Annotated in this window: 14 protein-coding genes and 1 pseudogene; 2 read left to right on the top strand and 13 right to left on the bottom strand. The window is 62.6% G+C overall.

All coding sequences use genetic code 11. The features are described 5' to 3' along the window. Positions 1–84: 84 nt before the first annotated feature. Positions 85–897 (bottom strand): SapC family protein, encoded by an 813-nt coding sequence (locus AW06_RS14390; protein WP_273704729.1) that lies wholly within the window; start codon positions 895–897, stop codon positions 85–87. 66 nt (positions 898–963) lie between these two features. Continuing rightward, a complete protein-coding gene (gene rmuC, locus AW06_RS14395) occupies positions 964–2589 on the bottom strand; it encodes a DNA recombination protein RmuC (protein WP_034951454.1) in 1626 nt (541 codons plus the stop codon). A 190-nt stretch (positions 2590–2779) separates the two neighbouring features. Between rmuC and AW06_RS14400 the strand changes: the two genes are divergently transcribed. Further along, positions 2780–2992 (top strand): hypothetical protein, encoded by a 213-nt coding sequence (locus AW06_RS14400; RefSeq protein ID WP_034951456.1) that lies wholly within the window; start codon positions 2780–2782, stop codon positions 2990–2992. 128 nt (positions 2993–3120) lie between these two features. On the opposite strand, the gene AW06_RS14405 is transcribed toward AW06_RS14400, so the two are convergent. Both AW06_RS14405 and AW06_RS14410 read right to left on the bottom strand, forming a co-directional pair. Beyond that, the gene (locus AW06_RS14405) at positions 3121–3675 is read right to left on the bottom strand and encodes a cache domain-containing protein (protein ID WP_034951458.1); all 555 of its coding nucleotides are present in this window, start codon (positions 3673–3675) and stop codon (positions 3121–3123) included. 94 nt (positions 3676–3769) lie between these two features. Then, positions 3770–4333 carry a GPR1/FUN34/YaaH family transporter gene (locus AW06_RS14410; RefSeq protein ID WP_034951460.1) on the bottom strand — a complete coding sequence of 188 codons (564 nt, stop codon included), beginning with the start codon at positions 4331–4333 and terminating at the stop codon, positions 3770–3772. Positions 4334–4554: 221 nt separating this feature from the next. Here AW06_RS14410 and AW06_RS14415 point away from each other — a divergent pair, with 221 nt between their 5' ends. Continuing rightward, the gene (locus tag AW06_RS14415; RefSeq protein ID WP_034951462.1) at positions 4555–6549 is read left to right on the top strand and encodes a UvrD-helicase domain-containing protein; all 1995 of its coding nucleotides are present in this window, start codon (positions 4555–4557) and stop codon (positions 6547–6549) included. Between the two features lie 40 nt (positions 6550–6589). On the opposite strand, the gene AW06_RS14420 is transcribed toward AW06_RS14415, so the two are convergent. The 9 genes and pseudogenes from AW06_RS14420 to AW06_RS14460 form a co-directional block, all read right to left on the bottom strand. After that, entirely contained in the window at positions 6590–7036 is a 447-nt protein-coding gene (locus AW06_RS14420; protein ID WP_034951464.1) for a c-type cytochrome, read from the bottom strand. 99 nt (positions 7037–7135) lie between these two features. After that, positions 7136–9072, bottom strand: a pseudogene (locus AW06_RS14425) (N-6 DNA methylase). 2 nt (positions 9073–9074) lie between these two features. Beyond that, entirely contained in the window at positions 9075–10097 is a 1023-nt protein-coding gene (locus tag AW06_RS14430; RefSeq protein WP_034951465.1) for a PDDEXK nuclease domain-containing protein, read from the bottom strand. After that, positions 10094–11293: a restriction endonuclease subunit S gene (locus tag AW06_RS14435; RefSeq protein ID WP_034951467.1), complete on the bottom strand. Its 1200-nt coding sequence runs from the start codon at positions 11291–11293 to the stop codon at positions 10094–10096. The genes AW06_RS14430 and AW06_RS14435 overlap by 4 nt, the downstream gene beginning before the upstream one ends. Further along, positions 11290–13752 carry a DEAD/DEAH box helicase family protein gene (locus tag AW06_RS14440; protein ID WP_034951468.1) on the bottom strand — a complete coding sequence of 821 codons (2463 nt, stop codon included), beginning with the start codon at positions 13750–13752 and terminating at the stop codon, positions 11290–11292. The genes AW06_RS14435 and AW06_RS14440 overlap by 4 nt, the downstream gene beginning before the upstream one ends. Before the next feature lie 10 nt (positions 13753–13762). Continuing rightward, positions 13763–13957, bottom strand: a complete 195-nt coding sequence (locus tag AW06_RS14445) for a helix-turn-helix domain-containing protein (RefSeq protein WP_034951470.1) — start codon at positions 13955–13957, stop codon at positions 13763–13765. A gap of 228 nt (positions 13958–14185) precedes the next feature. After that, positions 14186–15262: a lipocalin-like domain-containing protein gene (locus tag AW06_RS14450; protein WP_034951472.1), complete on the bottom strand. Its 1077-nt coding sequence runs from the start codon at positions 15260–15262 to the stop codon at positions 14186–14188. A 9-nt stretch (positions 15263–15271) separates the two neighbouring features. Next, positions 15272–17782 (bottom strand): ABC transporter permease, encoded by a 2511-nt coding sequence (locus AW06_RS14455; protein WP_034951474.1) that lies wholly within the window; start codon positions 17780–17782, stop codon positions 15272–15274. Then, on the bottom strand, positions 17779–18441 hold the full coding sequence (locus tag AW06_RS14460; RefSeq protein ID WP_034951476.1) for an ABC transporter ATP-binding protein: 663 nt from the start codon (positions 18439–18441) through the stop codon (positions 17779–17781). The genes AW06_RS14455 and AW06_RS14460 overlap by 4 nt, the downstream gene beginning before the upstream one ends. Between the last annotated feature and the right edge of the window lie 7 nt (positions 18442–18448).

Genomic DNA, 18448 nt, shown 5'->3' on the forward strand with positions numbered 1-18448 from the left:
CACGCCAAGGCGCTACAGTCCCTATTGACCCTGAACTTCCAAACCTTCCAGAAGATTCGATCGTGACCGCGCACGGTATATACATTAACGGAGCCCACTAAAACTGAGCGTCTCGTTCTTGTTCAAGTAGTCCAGAGTCAGTTCCTGGCCGGCAGCAGAAGCCGGAGCATGCGCTGCCGCGTGGGAGGCCGCACTGGCATGGGCTTCAGCCAGCTCGCCGAGAACGGGCAACTGCTGCATCGACAGCAATTGGCAGTACGCAATGACCAGGGCACCGGCTTGGGCGACTTCCCGTAGGGCTTCAGCCGATAACTGGTTAAGAACGGGTTCGTCAATCTGAAAGAGGCCGCCAACCGGCTGGTCGCCAGCCTGGGTCTTGACAGTAATTGGCCAGGCTTTGATCAGCTCGTGTTTCTTCAGTACCGCACAGGCGTTGACGGTGAGCTGCCGACTGTTCTCGATCTGGGTCAGAAAATTGAGGACCTCCTGAATCACCGGCGAGGGTCCGCCTGCATCATCGAAAAAAGGTTCGCCCTCGCCGCTATCGCCAATGAGTCCTGAATCTTCGTCGATGCACAGCACCTGCTGACCCTTATTCGTGTTGGCAAGGCCAAAAGGATAGCTTCGAATAACGGCCGGAACATACTTTCCCACCCAACGACCATCGGGTGCGACAAACAGATTCCTGCCTGTTGCCACACCCAGAACAGCAACAGGAATGAAGGCTTCATTCTGTTCGACAAAGGCAATGGGCAAACTCAACAGCGCGCGCGGAAATTCACCAGCCGTCAGTGGAACAATCGTCTCGTGAGCAGCGAAAGAATAACCCGCAACGCGCCGCCAGCCCTTGTTGGCGTAGCGGTCGATGGAAATGGGGTGGAAGTTTGGCATTTGCATCCTTGATGTGTGAACCGTTTGGGAGGCTTGTAAGGACCCTACCTTGTGCCGGAGTTTACCTGAAGTTTAAACGCTCGGGATTGCCACCACCGCTGCCGTTTCCCCGCTGCCCTCCCCGGCGACTTCAACCAGTGCAGTCGGCAACGCCTTGCTCGGCTTGACACCCAACTGTTTGAGCATTTCAGCCTGGCGGATGAGGTTGCCACGCCCACCGGTGAGTTTGCCATGCGCTTCGTCATAATCCCTTTGCGCCTGCCTGAGACGGTTGCCAAGCGATTCCAGATCAACGACGAAACCAACCAGCTTGTCGTAAAGCTCCGCGCCGCGCCTGGCGATCTCCTGCGCGTTCCGGCTTTGCGCTTCCTGCCGCCAGAGGTGCGCAACAGTGCGAACGACAAACAGCAGCGTCGAAGGGCTGACCAGCAACACGTTTCGCTGCCAGGCATCCATGAACAGCTCGCGATCATGCGTGACGGCCAGCATGAAGGCGGGCTCGATGGGGACGAACATCAAGACGAAATCAAGCGATTTCAGCCCGTAAAGCAGTTGGTAATTCCTGTCCGAGAGGCCTTTGATATGCGTGCGAACGGAATCGAGGTGGCGTTTGATGGCCGCCTGACGATCACCCTCGTCCTCGGCTGAGGCGTAGTCTTCGTAGGCCGTCAGCGACGCCTTGGCATCCACCACGAGGTGGCGGTCCTCGGGCAGATGCAAGACGACGTCGGGCTGCGCGCGCGTGCCGTCGGCCCGGTGATGACTCTCCTGGACTTCATATTCCTCACCCTTGCGCAGGCCGGAGGCTTCTAGGACGCGCTCGAGCACCAGTTCCCCCCAGTTACCCTGTGCCTTGCCCGAGCCCTTGAGCGCCCGCGTCAGGTTCTTGGCATCCTGACTCAACGAGTGATTGAGGTCCATCAGATGCCGGACCTGTTCAGCAAGTGCGCTGCGGTCCTTGCCTTCCTGCACATAAACCTCTTCGACCTTGCCCTGGAACTCCTGCAATTTTGTTTTCAGCGGCTCCAGCAACTGGCCGATATTGGCCTGGTTCTGCTCGGTAAAGCGTTTGGCCTTTTCTTCAAGGATGTCGTTGGCCAGGCTCTTGAACTGATTGGCAAGGACTTCCCTGGCCTGCAGGAGCAGATTGAGCTTTTCCTCGCCCTGACTTCGTTCGGCGTCGAGGCGAGTCGTCAGTTCGGCGAGCTCGCTGTCAAGGCGATTGGCGCGCTGCTCGGCCGCCGCCCGTTGCGCCTTTTCGCTCTGCAATTCGCCGCGGAGCAGGCCGACGGTCGCACGTTCGGCCCTGAGTTCTGCATTGACGCGGCCCGAGTCCTCGCGCAGGTCGGCAGATTGCCGGCGCGTTTCGGCAAGGTTCCGTTCAACTTCGGCAAGTTTCTCCTCAAGCACCCGCACGCGCAAGGCACGCTCACTGAGCTGGGCACGCTCGTTGCAGGCGTCATCGAGTGCATCCCGCAACTCGACGGCTTGTGCCTTCAACTCTTCCTGCGCACCGATCAGTTGCAGGCGCTCGGCGTCGAGGGCACGTAGCCGTTCTCTGGCCGTGGCAAGTTCGACTGCGCGCTCTGCCTGATCTTGATCGCTGGTAGCGGATGTTCGGTTGCGAGTGGTCAGCCAGACCATGAGCATGCCGACGAGCAGGCCGATCACCGCCGCAAACAGGGAAAGACTGTCCATGCAACCCTCCTTTCAATGTAATGGCGTGGTCTGCGTTCTCGGGATTTCGCGATAGTTGTGCCGGGAATTACGCCGACAGTGTAATCTGCTTCCGCGCCCCGGTTTGGCTGAAAAATTCAAGAATCCTCGAATTTTGCCGTGATCATTGATGGTGCATTCCGCACCAGCTTTGCCTCACCGGAGATAGCCTATGTCTGTCAGTTCGATTGGTTCCAGCAGTAGCAATTTGTCGTATAGCCCGGCAGTCAAGGCGCAAGCCGAAGCCGTCGAGGCTCAACAGGCAGGGCGCGATGTCGGGAACGATGTGGACACGGACGATGGCGGCGCTGCCGTCAAAGAGCCGGCTCCAACGGTCAATCTCAACGGCCAAACCGTCGGGACCCGCATCAACACCTCTGCTTGAGTAGTCGTACCCCTGCGGCCCGGAGGTTCCAAGGAACAACTGGGCCGCAGTCCTGAAAGAGTGGATGCCGAGAGGGAAAAAGCATGGACTCCGGCTCGCCGCCGGGGTCCTCCACGCTGCTGAAACGACTACATGGCCGGATACTTGGCAGGATCGGACATTCTTTCGAGAACCTTGGCCAGTTCGGGGAGAGTGATCCCCTCATCGTATATACCGGCGCTGACCTGGATTCCTGTGGCAAACGAGATATCGGCGGTCGTGGCGTAGGATATTTTACGAGACAGTCGTCCGGCACCGGGTTTAGGCCAGCTGTACTCTACCCAGCCACCCCGCGGTTCGTTGCCGGCCTTGCAGAGTTCCTTGAAGATGTACTTGCCGGCGTTGTCGGTAATCTGGAGGATCGGCTTGCCGACCAGGTCGGGACGCATCGGATGTGCGATCATCCGGTCCTTGCGACAGTCATAGACGAATACGTAGCTGTCCTTCCACACCCATTTGCCGTCCTTCTGATTGAAATCGGCATAGGCTGACGGACCCTTTTCGTGCAGGAATCTGGCGGCAGCGCGCACCTTGTTGACCGTCTCTTCGGCACTGCCCACATCGGCTTCGCTCGGTGCCGCGGCGCAAACCGCGCCGCAGGCCAGCAGCAATCCCATCAATCCCAATGTTGTTGCAAACTTCATCACACGTTTCTCCTTCTGCTGTTCAGAGGCATGGAACATCGGCCCTGGTCCCTACTCTTCGCGTCCAGCGGCGGGTTCCAAAGTCTCAACCAAATTAATTGATCCAGGGCTTGCCAACCGGAAGGACGTCCCGGCCAAACAAATCGGCATAGATGATGTGCGCCATGATGTACCACGCCATCGCTGCGGTCACCATCAGTTCATAGCCGGCCACCACGGTCAGGTCGGGATAGCCGAAGTGCGCCAGGTCGAGCAGAATGAAACCGATCAGCAACAGGGTGAAGGTCAGTGCCAGCGCGCTGCTGACGCGCATCGAACCAATCCACAGGATCACCGTGAATAGTGTCCAGGCGATCAGGAACCAGCCGACGTCGGTCTTGCTGGAGGTATAAATGTTGTAGTGGTTGCCAATCAGGAGCAGCACCAGCGCGATCCAGAAGCAGCCATACCCGGTGAAGGCGCAATAGCCGAAATTGTTGCCGGTCTTCATCTCCTGCAGCCCGGCGATCATCTGCGCCAGCCCCCCAAATATCAGACCCAGCCATACGACCGGACCCAATCCCATCCATCCCACGTTATGAAACTGCAACACCATGGTCGTCAGGCCGAAACCAGCCAGACCTACTACAGCCGGATTACCCAGCTTTTGCTCAGTCATGCACTACCCCCTTCATATTCATCGAGAATGCGGCCGGGCAAGGCCCCGACCGCCCATTTAACTGGCTTTCCAGGCCATATCGGATTCTGCCGGTGATGGTCCTGGAAGGCGGCGCGATTCTACAGACATCCTCCCTGTAATGGCAAATCGGCCGGGCGGGGAAACGCGTCGCAGCGTTCGGCGTGTGCTAGAATCGCCCCCCGCTTCAGTTCCCTTCCGTGATGTCCGCAACCTCCGTCCTCAACCCCCCGCAACGCGAAGCCATTCGCTACCTCGACGGCCCGCTGCTGGTTCTGGCCGGCGCCGGATCGGGAAAGACGCGCGTGATCACCGAAAAGATCGTTTACCTGATCGAGTCCTGCGGCTTCAGCCCGGACAACATCGCGGCGATCACCTTCACCAACAAGGCCGCGCGGGAGATGCAGGAACGGGTCAGCAAGCGGCTCGTCGGCAAGCCATCGCGGGGGCTGACGATTTCCACCTTTCATGCGCTCGGGGTGCGCATCCTGCGCGAAGAGGCGGGCGTTCTCGGCTACAAGCCGAGCTTTTCGATCCTCGATGCGACCGACTGCTTCGGCATCGTTTCCGAGCTTGCCGGCAGCGCCGACAAACTGGCCATCCGCAAGCTGCAGTCGCTGATTTCGAACTGGAAAAGCGCGCTGGTCTCACCCGACCTAGCGCGCAAGAAGGCCCGCAACGAGAGCGAAATTCTCGCCGCGAATGCTTTCGCAAGCTATTCGGCAACCCTGCAGGCATACCAGGCCGTCGATTTCGACGACCTGATCGCGCTTCCCGTGGCGCTCTTCGAGAACCACCCGGCAGTGCGCGACAAATGGCAGAACCGCCTGCGTTATCTGCTGATCGATGAATACCAGGATACCAACGCCAGCCAGTACCAATTGCTCAGGCTGCTGGCCGGAGCACGCGCCGCGTTTACGGCGGTTGGCGACGACGATCAGGCGATCTATGGCTGGCGTGGCGCCGACATCGCCAATCTGCGGGGGCTCCCGCGCGACTACCCGAATCTCAAACTGATCAAGCTCGAACAAAACTACCGCTCGACGGTACGCATCCTCAAGGCAGCCAACGCCCTGATCTCGCACAATGAAAAACTGTTCGACAAGAAGCTGTGGTCGGAACTGGGCCACGGCGATCCGATCACTGTCCATGTCTGCCAGGACAAGGAAAAGGAGGCCGAGTCGGTGGTCATGAAGCTGCAGGCGCACCGCTTTCAGCATCAGGGCGCATTCCGCGATTATGCGATCCTCTACCGCGGCAATTTCCAGGCCCGTGCCGTCGAGAAATTCCTGCGCCAGCAGCGCGTCCCCTACCTGTTGTCTGGCGGCCAGTCCTTTTTCGAAAAGGCCGAGATCAAGGACATCACTTCCTATCTGCGCCTGCTCGCCAACCAAGATGACGATCCGGCCTTCCTCCGCGCCATCGGCACACCCCGGCGTGGCGTCGGCAGCAGCACCCTGCAGGCGCTCGGCAGCTATGCCGGCGAACGCCGGATTTCACTCTTTGCTGCCGCTTGCGAACAAGGTTTCGTGCCGCGCGTTCAGGCACGCCAGCTGGCGCCCCTGCTCGAGTTCTGCGCATTCATCGAGCGCCTGAAGGCACGTGCCGGGTGCAAACCGGCGGGACAGGTGATCACCGCGCTGCTCACCGCGATCGCTTACGAAGCGTGGTTGTACGACCAGGATGATGCGCGCACGGCACAGATCAAATGGGGCAATGTCCAGGAATTCTGCGACTGGTTGAGCAGGAAGGGCGACGAAGACCGGAAAACGCTGCTGGACCTCGCCCAGACCATCGCACTGATCAATCGTCTCGACGAGCAGGACGCCGACATCGATGCCGTTCGGCTGTCGACCCTGCACGCCGCCAAGGGCCTGGAGTTCAAGCATGTTTTCCTGATCGGTATCGAGGAAGGCGTTCTGCCGCACCGCGATGCCGAAACCGAAAACCGCACCGAGGAAGAGCGCCGCCTGATGTACGTAGGGATCACGCGCGCCCAGCGATCACTGCACCTGAGCTATGCCGAAAAGCGCCAGCAGGGCCGGGAGGTGGTTCCCTGTCAGGCATCGCGATTCATCGCCGAAATGGGCAGCGACGACCTGCGCTTCTCGGGGGGCAGGAGCGAAACCGCACCGGACAGGATGGCCAACGCCGAACGCTTTTCAGCACTCAAGGCGATGCTGAACAAGGGAAAATAGTTTGGCTGTCGTGCGCCGGTTTGCCGGCGCACGACCTGACTCACCTGGAGAGACCCAGCAGGTGCTCGACCGCCGCCTTGACCTCGGCGTCGCTCAGGTCGGGATTACCGCCCCTGGCCGGCATCGCATTCTTGCCGTTGAGGGCACTCTTGACCATCGCCGCCGTGCCGGCGCCCATCCGTGCAGCCCAGGCCGCCTTGTCGCCCGCTTTCGGCGCGCCGGCTGCGCCGCTGGCGTGGCAGGCCATGCACACCGAGTTATAGACGGTGGCGCCGTCGCGCGGCTTGCCGTCGCTCTTCACCGCAGTGGCTTTCGCCAATTCCAGCTTCGCCACCGGCTGAATGCGGCCTTCCGGCTCATCACCGGCGCCCGCCGTGACGCGGCCTTTGCCGATCATGGAAAGCGGCCAGATGATGACGATCAGAACAACGGCAACAATGATGGTAATGATCAGAATCGCCCGTGAAGAGTCTTGTTGCTGAGCCATGCCAAATCCTTAATGATCTGAGGGTTGAATGGGCATTGTACCGCTGTTTGACGCCACTCAAAAGTACCGGAGAGTACTTGGGAGGCTGCGATCATTCTTTCACTCCGGCATCTGCGACACCGTCATCAACGTATTCAAACGTGCCAGTGCATCCGTAACGATGCGCCCCTGCGCCGCGATGCTCTCGATGATCTCACCCGGCGTGCGCTCGTCCGCGACCGTCACGGCATTCGGGTTGACCGCTTTCAGGTCGAACACGGCTGCGTCGATGGCGGCGGACTCGGCTTCGAGATCGCGAGCCGCTTTTTCCTGTTCGCGGATGTCCGCCTCCAGCGCCTCGATCTTTTTTTCATCGGCCTTGCCCTTCTTCAGTCGCTTGAGGTCTTCCTTCCGATCGATCACGGCTTCCTTGATGTCGGCGGCCTTGTCCAGCAGCGGCTGCATGGCCTCGCGTGCCTGGGCGCGGCGGGCGGGAAGTCCACCGTCCACGAATAGCGGCTGTCGCCGCTGGGCGTGTCGCGTTGGGCCAGTTGCCGGGCATAGCTGGGAAAAGGCTTGCCAGAGTTCTCCGCGTCGGCTTGCGAATCAGCCTGCAAATCGGCGGTGAGGATGGCGGGCAAGGCGTCATCGCCGAGCGCCTCACCGTCCTTGCCGAAGCCGAAGTGCGCCAGCGTCAGCGGCGTTTTCTTGCCCACTTTGACCCACGACAAATCGTAATACCAGATGCGTTCGGTCTTTTTGCCCTTGGTGAAGAACAGCAGATTGGTCTTCACGCCCGCGCCCGCCGTGGAGAACACACCACCGGGCAGGCTGACGATGGCCCACAGCGCGCATTCGTCGGTGAGCTTGCGCTTGGTCTCGACGAAGGCGCTTTCGTTGGTGCGGAACAGCAAGCCCTCATCGAGCACAATGGCGCAGGTGCCGCCCGGCGCGAGTTCAGCCAGAATGTCCTGAACGAACAGCACCTGCGTGGCGCCGGTCTCGAAGGCGAAATTCTTCTGCGCGTCCTTGCCCTCCTTGCCGCCGAAGGGCGGATTGGTCAGGATCACGTCGAACTGGGCGGGCGCGTGCTCGAACAACGCGGCGTAGGTGGCCCGGCGCGTCAGCGAATTACCGTGCCACAGGTTCGGCTGGTCGATGCCATGCAGCACCAGATTGGCCAGCGCAATGGGGAACACAAGGTTCTCCTTCTCGCGCCCGAAGAAGGTGTCGTGTTTGAGCCTTTCAATGTCCGTGCTGGCCGCCGCATTGCCCAGCTTGCGCACCATGTGCTCGTAGGCCACGGCGAGAAAGCCGCCGGTGCCGCAACACGGGTCATAAACCGTCCTGCCCAGCGACGGGTTCACGGTATGCACCATGGCGCGGATCACTTCGCGCGGGGTGAAGAACTGGCCGCCGTCGGAGTTCTTTTCGCCCATCTTCAGCAGCAGGTCTTCATACACCTGCGACAGCGTGAAGAAATGCGTGTCGTCGATGTGATCGATGCTGATCTCATGCACGCGATCGAGGATGTCGCGCAGGTTGGCCTCGTCATCCACGCGCACGCGCTCCACCGCCGTCATGATGCGGCCGATGATGCGCTGCTTCGGTGTCGCCACTGGATTCGGCAGATTCGTGCGCGGGTCCACATCCAGTGCGTGCAGGTGCGGCAACAATGTCTTGTTGATGAAGTCGAACAGCCGACCGTCACCGGCGGCAAAGAGCTCCTGGCGCTTCCAGCCCTGCGCTTTGCCGTCCGAGGTTTGCGGATGATCGGCCCGGTCCGACCATGGCGCGGCCCAGTCTTGCCAGCGGTAGGGCGCTTGCAGCGCGGGCGAGAACTCCGCGCCCAGCACCGCGGCCTGCTCCGCCTCGCGCGCTTCCTGCGCGTCGAGGATGCGCAGGAACAGAATCCACGTCAGTTCTGGCACGTATTGCAAGGCGCTGGCGCAGTTGGAGCGGCGCATCACGTCGCAGATGCTCTTGACGAAGGCCGAGAGCGATTGCGAGGACGCGATGGCCTTGGGTGGTTTTTCGGATGTCTGCAGGCGGGCCATGTTCAGTCAGTGTCCCCGGTCAATGTTGGTGTGTTTTGCAGATAAAACTCATGCAGCTTTGCCCGCAACAAGGCTTTGTCGGGCAGTTGGGTCTGGTATTCGGCGATCAGCGCGGGCGAAGTGCTCCGGCTCAGGGCGTACTCGACCACCTCGTCATCCTTGCTTGCGCACAACAGCACGCCGATGGCGGGGTTCTCGTGCGGCTTCTTCACGTCCCGATCCAGGGCTTCCAGATAGAAGTTCAGCTTGCCCAGATATTCCGGTTCGAAGCGTCCGACTTTCAGCTCGATGGCCACCAGGCTGTTCAAGCCGCGATGGAAAAACAGCAAGTCCAGCGCGAAGTCGCGCCCACCGACCTGTACCGGATACTCGCTGCCGACAAAGCAGAAATCACGCCCCAGCTCGATCAAAAAGTCCTTGAGCCGCGAGAGCAGGCCGCGATGCAAATCGGCTTCGGCATGACCTTGGGGAAGGTCCAGGAACTCAAGCAGATAGCTGTCTTTGAAGACGCTGGCGGCATCTGGGTGGATTTGTCGCGTCAGTGATGAGACTTTCGCCGGTGCCAGCACCGCACGCTCGAACAGCGCCGTCTTGAACTGCCGCTCCAGTTGGCGGCTGCTCCACTTCTCCTGCACTGCAGTGCGTAGATAAAACTCACGTTCTTCAGGGCGCTTGCTCTGGCTCAGGATGATGAGGTGATGCGTCCAGGGCAATTGTCTCAGCAGTGCCGAGACAATTTCAGGGTCGGGATAGGCCTCGTAAAACTGCCGCATCCGAAACAGGTTGGCGCGAGTAAAGCCGCGCAGACCAGGTTGCGTTTGGGCCAGATAGCGGGCCAGTTGATCCACCACGCCGTCGCCCCATTCCGAGGCGGCGATCTTGCGGCTGATGTGTTCGCCGATCTGCCAATACAGCTCGATCAGCGTGGTATTGACCGCCTGCACGGCGCTTTGCCGGGCGCTGGCGATCAATTGCGCGATAGTGGCGAAGTCGGTCGAATCGACCGTTTGGGGATCGGTAGTCATGGTGTTGCCTCTCCGTTGTTGAAGGCCTGGGCGAGGAGACGCGACGGCAGGCATTCGATCTCAGCCAGTTGCGCGGCGGCGGCTTGGGCGATGGTGTCAGTTTCGGCGAGTTGGGATTTTAGACGACTGACGATGCGGCGTTGGTCGGTAATGCCAGGCGCGCACAGCTGGAAGGCTTCCAACGTCGGCATATAGATGGTCTTGTGGGTCGCGCCGGTGGCGAGGTCGCGCAATTCCGTGCGCGACCGGATAAGCGCATGCATCAGAAACTCAGGCTCCAGTTCATCGCCACACACCCAGTTGGCGAAGTCCTGGCTGGTTGCCATCGGCGCAGCCATGAGGGTGACAAAGCCCACGGAGGCTGTCCGCGAGAAACACACCGTGCCACACGGCAGGATGCGCGCTGAAGAGTTGGCGATACCCAGGTCGTTGGTGCGAAGCTGGGTACTTTGCACCCACTGACCATCGAGAGCGCGAATTTCGGTCAGCGAAATCCATGATACGTCGCCACCCCACCATTCCGGGCGTTGTCGGCTGGGCGTGTGACCACTTTCCAAGCGTGCAATGTCGGTCAGCTTGCGCCATCGCCAGCCATCTGGAGCGTCCTCGAATTGCGGCGGAACGGTGACAGGAACCACATGGCAAAATGCCTCACGGTAAACCGCTGCGCGCAAGACGTCCGCCTCTTGTACCTGCACCTGCGCCGCCTGCCGCGCGATTTCCACTTCGGCCAGTTGGGCTTTCAGGCGGGCGGCGATTTGGCGTTGTTCGGAAAGCGGAGGAAACGGTAAAACGATTTCTTCCAGATCGCCTCGCGATAGGCCGGGAACAGTTGCGCCAACCGCTCTTTCCTGAAAATACGACAATTGCGCTTGAAGGAAAGCTGCAAGATAGTTCGAGTCAAGTCGCGTGGAGTCGCTGCGGACAGCCATGATCTGGCGGCCGATGGCGGCTTTTGTATCCGGCGCAAAGTTAACCTTTCCTACACCCGCGCCCTTTACCGTAACCAACACATCGCCTGGCTCACAGATTGCCTTTGGCGTTTCCGTCCATCTCGAAATCACCGGTTTATCTAATCCAAAATCTGATGGCCCTGTCAGATAGCCGATGCCCTTTCCCGATGTGTTGTGCTGGCCATCGAGCAGGTGTTGACCGGATACAACTTGAGCGACTTCGCGCAGTTCGACCTCGCTCATACCCCAAACAACCTCATCTTCGCGTCCCGCATCACCTGCACCGGCTTGCCCAGCGCCCGCAGCGCCTCCAGCCCGCCGGCCCGCGCGATTTCCGGCACGGCCCACAGTTCCTGCTTTTCCAGGGCATCGGTGCCGCCCTGCGCGAACTGCGTGCCCAGGCCCTTGAGCACGATGGCGGATTGGGGGTCCATGCCCGCGAACCACGCGGCGTTAGCGCTCACGTATTCCGCACCGCGCTCGGGCCTTTTCAGCGCGCGGGCGTTGTAGCCATATTTTCCGAACACATCGAACAAATCGAACTCGTCCATCTGCTCGGCATCGCGCACCAAATCCGGAACGTAGTGATCGCCCAGCAGGTGGTCGATCAACTGGCGGCGCTTTTTCGCTTCGATCCACAGCGCGCGAAAGTCGTCGAGGTTGTGCGCCTCGGCGAGTACACGGGCGATGACCTCGCGCCGATAGTCGTCCACCGGGATTGGCGTGGCGACACCGCCACGGTTAGCGAGGATGAAGCGGCCCTGGGCGTTGACGATGACATCGTATGGTGCGCGGATCTCGGCGACGTGCGACCCCTCGCCCTCGCCCGCGTCACCACCGCCGCCACCGTCACCGCCATCACTTCCGCCCCCGCCGCCAGGGTGCGGCGGCTGGGTGATGAAATCCACTCCGAACAGGTCGGTGACACCGGTGTAGTCGTAGAGCCAGAACTTGTATTTCTGCGTTTCTTCGTGGATGCGCGTGCCGCGCCCGACCATCTGGTAGAACTTGATCGCCGATTGCAGGTAGCGGAAGAACACCACGGCGTTCAGGCGCTCGATGTCCACGCCGGCTTCCAGCAAATCCACGGTGCAGGCGATGAAGGAGCGCTCGCCTGAGCCGCGCATGACTTCGATCTTGTCCGCGCCACCGCTGGCGGTGCATTTGAAGGCGTAGTCGTCCTTGCGCGGCTGGCCTTTTTGCTTACACCACTGGGCGTAGAGCTTGTTCATCTGCATCGCCACGCGGTCGGCATGCAGGTCGCGGGTGCAGAAGATGATGACTTTCTGTTCTGGCCCGCCGTTTTCGCACAAGAGCCTGAACAGGTCTTCGCACATTTTCGGCGTGCGCAGATCGATGAACAGTTCGTCGTCAAAGTCCTTGCTGGTGTATTCCTTCCGGGTGAGGTCTTCCTCGGCGAGCGGCTTGCCGGTCTTGATGTCCCTGACGCCCGCTTTGAGGATTTCCTCGCGGGTGAAGATGCGTGCATCGATGTCGGCCTTGCGCTTGACGATTTCGCAGGCGGCCAGGTAACCGTCTTCTTGCGCCTGCGCCAACGTGTATTCGTACACGGGTTCGCCGAAATACTCGACGTTGTGCGCGGTGATCGCATCGTCTGCGGCGATGGCAGCCTCGACGTCCTTCGATTTCTTTTCGTTCTTCGGGACTTTGAGCTTGCGCGGCGTGGCGGTCAGGCCGATGTGGATGGCATTGGGGTTGCGCGTCAGCGCCTGTGACCACTTGCCCCATGCCGAGCGGTGGCATTCGTCGATGATGATGACGCTGAAGGAATCCTCGCCGTAGTGATCGGTGAGGAAGCTGCCGTCGCCGTTTTCGTCGATGCCCAGCGTCTGGTAGGTGGCGATGTGGATGCGCGCATTGGCGGCGGCATTGTTGACAGCACCGTGGCCGCGCTCGCCACGTCGTTCGGTTTCCACGATGCGGGCATTGCCGCCGAAGGCGGCCTTGAGCCTGGTGTAGGCCTGCTCGCGCAGCTCGTCGCGGTCGCACAGGAACAGCACGGGCTTGGGCAATAGACCCGCTTGCGCCATGCGCCATAGCAGGTTGGTGGCGATGATGGTCTTGCCCGCGCCGGTAGCGAGCGTGAGCAGCACGCGTGGCCCATGCCCAGATGGCGGTCCCGCCTGTCGTGCCAGGATGATCTTCTCGAAGGCGGCGCGGATGGCCGCGTCCTGGTAATAGCGTGTGGCCGACCACGCCGGGCTGTCGGCCTGGAACAACAGCGCGGCATCGATTGATGCCAGATCCACGCCCTTGTCCTTGGCGTAACGCGCGCACAAGTCGGGATGTGACGGGAAATCTTCCAGCGGATGCGGGCCGGTCTGGATGCCGCTGGGCTTGTCGAAATCGCCGTAGAGGTGGCCGTTGCTGGCGAAAACGTACAGCACGTCAAAGCGTGTGCAGTCCGCATAGCCCTTGGCCTGCTCCATGCCCTTGAGCGGGTCTTCGCTTTCTCGCTTGGCTTCCAGCACGGCGACCGGCAGCGGCTTGGGCATGTCGCCCACCTGCACGCACAGCAGATAATCGGTTCGCCCGCCCCGCTTGCTGCGGCGGCCCTTCGGCCCGGCCGGCTCGACCGGAGCGGGGGTTTCCAGCCGGATGCGCTGCGGGTCGTCGTACCCCTTGCGGCGCAACACCGGATCGATGAGGTGAAAGCGGGTTTCTTCTTCGTTGAATGCCACTGTCGCCCCCTCAGTCCTGATCCTTGTGTTCGTCGGCGCCGCCCGCGCGCACCCACGCATCGACTTCCGATACCTTGAACTTCCACAAGCGCCCGACGCGGTGCGCGGGCAGGGCCTTGCGGTCGATCCAGCGGTAGATTGAATCGCGCGTGACCCCCAGATGCGCGGCCATCTGGTCCACGGACACCCACGGTTCAGCAGTCATGGCAGCGCTCCAGTAGCAGGGATTTGGGTAGCATAAAGTCGGTTTAAATCGTAAACAGTGTAATTTATCAGCTTGGCCGGTCGCAGGCGAGCACCTGATCCGTGGGGGTGAGAATGAAAGTGAGGGTCGAAGTGCCTTGTTCGACCGAGATGCGTTGACATCGGTGATCACCCCTCCCTCTTGCGGGGGGAGCCTGTCGGTCCCTCACAACACTTTCATTCACACCTCTTACACCTGCAATCTGCCAGAATAACCAGTCATTTCGAGATAGCCGCGACCGCTGAGGCTGCCTTCGACCCTGACCAGCCCTTCCCAATACACCACCGGCGCCGGCCGGCTGGTGGACAGTTCCTGATCGTCGAGCACCGGCAGCGTCCGCAGCGTGTGCTCGCCGCAGCGGATTTCCAGTTGCACCGGATAACTGGCGCCGCTACGCGGGGACGACCAGCGGCGTAGCGGCGTGAAGCGGACGGCGTCCGACCCGAACTGGCGCAGGTGGCCGGCGGCGTCGCGCCAGGTGGCATGCGCGAAGCGTGTCTGTCCCTGGGCATCGCGCATGCGGAAGGCCATCAGCGCACCCCCGTCGGCTAGGTTGATTCCCAGCCAGTCCCAGCCGACTGCACCATCACCGAGATAGGCGGTTGACCATTCGTGATCGAACCAGGCGCGGCCGCTGACTGCCTGCCGCCGACCGTCCTGCACCAGTTCTCCGGCGACCAGCAACTGCGGCCAGCTCACGTAGTAGCTCGCCGACTCCGGTCCGTGCCCCTTGCGTGAATAACCGTTCTCGCCCTGCAGCAGCAGCGGCTGCGACGGCGTGAGGGTCAGGTCGTACGAGAACTGCGGGCTCTGCATCTGCAGTCGGAACACTTCGCCCGCGCTGCGCTGCTGCCGAAGCATGCGCCAGGCGCCGATCGAGACATCGCAGTCGAGACGCGAAAAGCCGGCGCCGAGATCGGCGCGCGCGGCCCGTTCGGCGTGCCACAGCCGCTCGCCGGGGACGGTCAGTGCGGCGTGCGCGAAGAGAATCTGACGCGCGGCCAGCGGCGAGCGCAGTGTTTCGGCGCGACCGGTCCGGCTGCGGAAGAAGGTGAGCTGAAAACCGGTGTCTGGCCTGGGCGAATCCAGCGCGCCGGTCACGTACCACCATTCGGTCCGGAAATCCGGATGCGCGCCGTGATCACGCGGAAATTCGAGCCGGCGTCCGGGCGTTACCGGCGGGTAGGCGACCGGCTTCTCGACTGCCGCGGCACGCGCCAGCAGCGGTAGCAGCAAGGGCGTGCCCAGGAAGTGGCGGCGGCGCATCGGCGGTGCTTACTGGGCGCTGGCCAGGACCTGCGCCACCGGCAGCCGCGTCGCCTGACGCGCTGCAAAGTGGCTGGCAAGCACGGCCGCGGCCAGCGTCGCCCCGGCGCCTACCAGCAGGGCCGGCCAGGGAATGTGCAGCGACATTCGCCAGTGAAAGGCCTGCGGGTTGATGACCTGGGTCAGGATGCTACCGATCGCGATGCCGCAGGCGAGTCCGATCAAGAGGCCAACGGCGGCGATCAGCGCGCCTTCGAGTATCACCGCGCGGCTCAGCATGCGGCGGCTGAAACCGAGCGCGCCGAGCGTTGCCAGTTCGCGTTCGCGCAAGCAGACGCTGGCGGCGAGCGTCACCGCCAGCCCGAACAGTCCGATCAGCATCGCTGCAGCTTCGAGCGCGTAGGTCACGGCAAAGCTCTTGTCGAAAATCGACAGGCTCAACCGGCGAATCTCGGCCGCGTCGGCCACTTCAAATCCGTACTGGCCGGTGTAGGGCGCGAGCCAGGCAATGGCAGCGGCTTCCTGGCCGGGCCGCGGCCACAGTGCGAGGTCGGTGGGCTGGAAATCGCCGCCCAGGCGCTGGTAATCGTCACGGCTGATCGCGATCGCGCCGAACTGCCGGGAATAGTCGCGCCAGACGCCGCCAACGAAGACTTCGATGGCGCGTCCGAGCAGCGGCAGGCGCAAGGTCTGACCTGGCGTGATGCGGTAAATCTCGTGCAGCGCTTCGCTGATCCAGACCACGGCGATGCCGCCCACCGGTGGCGCCAGCACCGGCCCGGTGAATGGCAGGCGCGCTTCCGGATGGCTGCGCTCTATCTCGCGCACCAGCAGCGCGACGTTCGGCCGCTGCGGGTCGATGGTCAGCGAGGCCTGCGCGCTCTGCTCGACACGAGCGAACGGCGCATCGGGCCGGGTCAGCGCAGCGAGCAGCTCCTGCGGCAAGGGCGTGGACTTGCTGCGCAGATACAGCGGTGCCGGCAACACCTCGTCCAGCCAATGGTCTACGGCGACGCGAAAGCTCGACACCATGATCACCATGCTGGCGGTCAGGGCGAAGCTGACGATCAGACCGCTCGCCGCCACCTGCGCCATCAGCGGCGCCTGCGCGACATTCTGGATGGCGATCCGTTGCGGCGCCGGCAAACTGCGCCGGGCGAATCCGCCAAACACGTTCTGCGTGAGCAGCGGCGCACTGGCGATGCCGATCACCAGGACCAGGGCAATGGCCGTATAACCGGCGAGCGGCAGCTCGAAAAGCGGTGGCAACTGCGTCAGGGCGACCGCAGCCAGCACCAGCAATACCGGGAGCAGGCGCCTGACACGCCGCGCATCGTCGGCCGGCGGGCGTTGCGCGAAACCGATTTTCAGCGCTTGCGCCAGCGGCTGCACGCGGTTCAGGTGCGCCGGGTAGAGCGCGCCGGCGAGGCTGGCGGTGCAGCCGAGCGCCAGAAAGATCAAGGCGGGCAGCATTTGCGGAACGATCCGCGGCGCACTGCCCGCGAAATAACCGCCGCCGAGGTCGCCACCGAGCAGTTGCGTGAAGGCCAGCGCCAGCGCGTAACCGAGCGTCAGGCCGAGCAGCGAGCCCGGTACGCCGATTGCGAGCCCTTCGAGCAGGACCTGCAGCAGGCGCAGGCGTGGAGAGAGACCGAGCACGCCAAGCAGTGCAAACTGTGTCGAACGCTGCGCGACCGCCGTCAGTTGCGTCGCAAAGACCAGGAAGGCACCGGTCAGCAGGGCGACCAGCGCCAGCACGTTGAGGTTGACACGGTAAGCACGCGACAGGTTGGAAACGCGCGCACTTTCGTCGTTGGGGGCACGCAGCAGCAGGTCGGTCGGCAACCGTTCTGCCAGCGCCGCCCGCCAGCTCGCCGGGTCGGTCGCAGGCGCGAGGCGCACGCGACCCTCGCTGACGGCGTTGGCTGGTCCGAAGTGTTCCTGCACCCAGGCGATGTCGGCGACCAGCAACAGGTCGTCGGGTCCGGTGCCTGGCAGGTCGCCGGCAATCGTCGTGGCCCAGTGCTGATCACCACGCCGCAGCGTCACCGCCGCCCCAGCCGGCAGCCCGAGCTGGCCGAGCAGCGCCGGTGAAACATAGACACCGCCGTCGAAGAGGCTGCCGGCGATGCGATCGCTCTGGCGTGGCAGCAGCTTTGGCATCACCGCTGCGGCGCTGAACACATCGAGGCCGATCAGCCGCACCGGTGTGCGCGCCGGTTCAATGCGCACGCGCGTTTCGATCACCGGCGCGATGACCAGTACCGCCGGGTCGCGGGCGATGTCGTTGATGGTTTCCAGGGGAACGCTGCCGGCACTGTTGCGGGCGGCGAGCAGCGCATCCGGGTCGCCCTGCACGGTCTGCATGGCGCGCGCGAAATCGGCCAGTGCGGCGTCGTTGATCAGGTGGATCGCGTAGCCGAGCGCGACCCCGAGGGCGATCGCCAGCATCGACAACAGCGTCGCTGCGCGGCGTGTGCGGAACTGCGCGCGGATCAGCCACCAGGCCAGCGTGGTCATTTCAGGCCGTCCGGCGTCAGCGTCAGGATGCGGTCACAGCACTGCGCAAGCAGCTGCGAATGGGTGACGATCAGCGCGCTGGCCTGCTGCTCGCGGACTCTTTCGAGCAGCAGCGACAGCACCTCGCCGGCGGTGCGCGGATCGAGGTTGCCGGTCGGCTCGTCGGCCAGGATCAGCGCCGGCTGGTGCACCAGCGCGCGCGCAATCGCCACCCGCTGCAGCTCGCCGCCCGACAGCGACGCCGGCCAGCGTTCGCCGAAACCGGCCAGTCCGACGCGTTCGAGCAGCGCCTGCGTGCGAGCTGCGTGTTCGCCGGCCGGCACGCCGCAAAGCAGCAGCGGCACGCTGATGTTCTGCGCCACATTCAGCGTCGGCAGCACATGAAATGCCTGAAAGACGAAGCCGATGTGCCGCGCCCGCAGCGCCGCCCGGGCAGTTTCATCGAGCCGGACGATGTCCAGGGCCTGCGAGCCAATGCAAATCGCGCCGCGGTCGGCGCTCTCGAGGCCGGCGATGCAGTTCAGCAGCGTGCTCTTGCCTACGCCCGATTCGCCGACCAGGGCCACGATCTCGCCTGCCGCGATGCGGAAATCGAGCGCACCGAACAGCGGCCGGCTGGCTCCTGGGTAACGCTTGGAAAGACCGCTAACGGTCAGCATGTCCGTG

Origin of the sequence: Candidatus Accumulibacter cognatus, from assembly GCF_000584975.1 — a bacterium.
In the GTDB taxonomy this organism is placed as follows: domain Bacteria; phylum Pseudomonadota; class Gammaproteobacteria; order Burkholderiales; family Rhodocyclaceae; genus Accumulibacter; species Accumulibacter cognatus.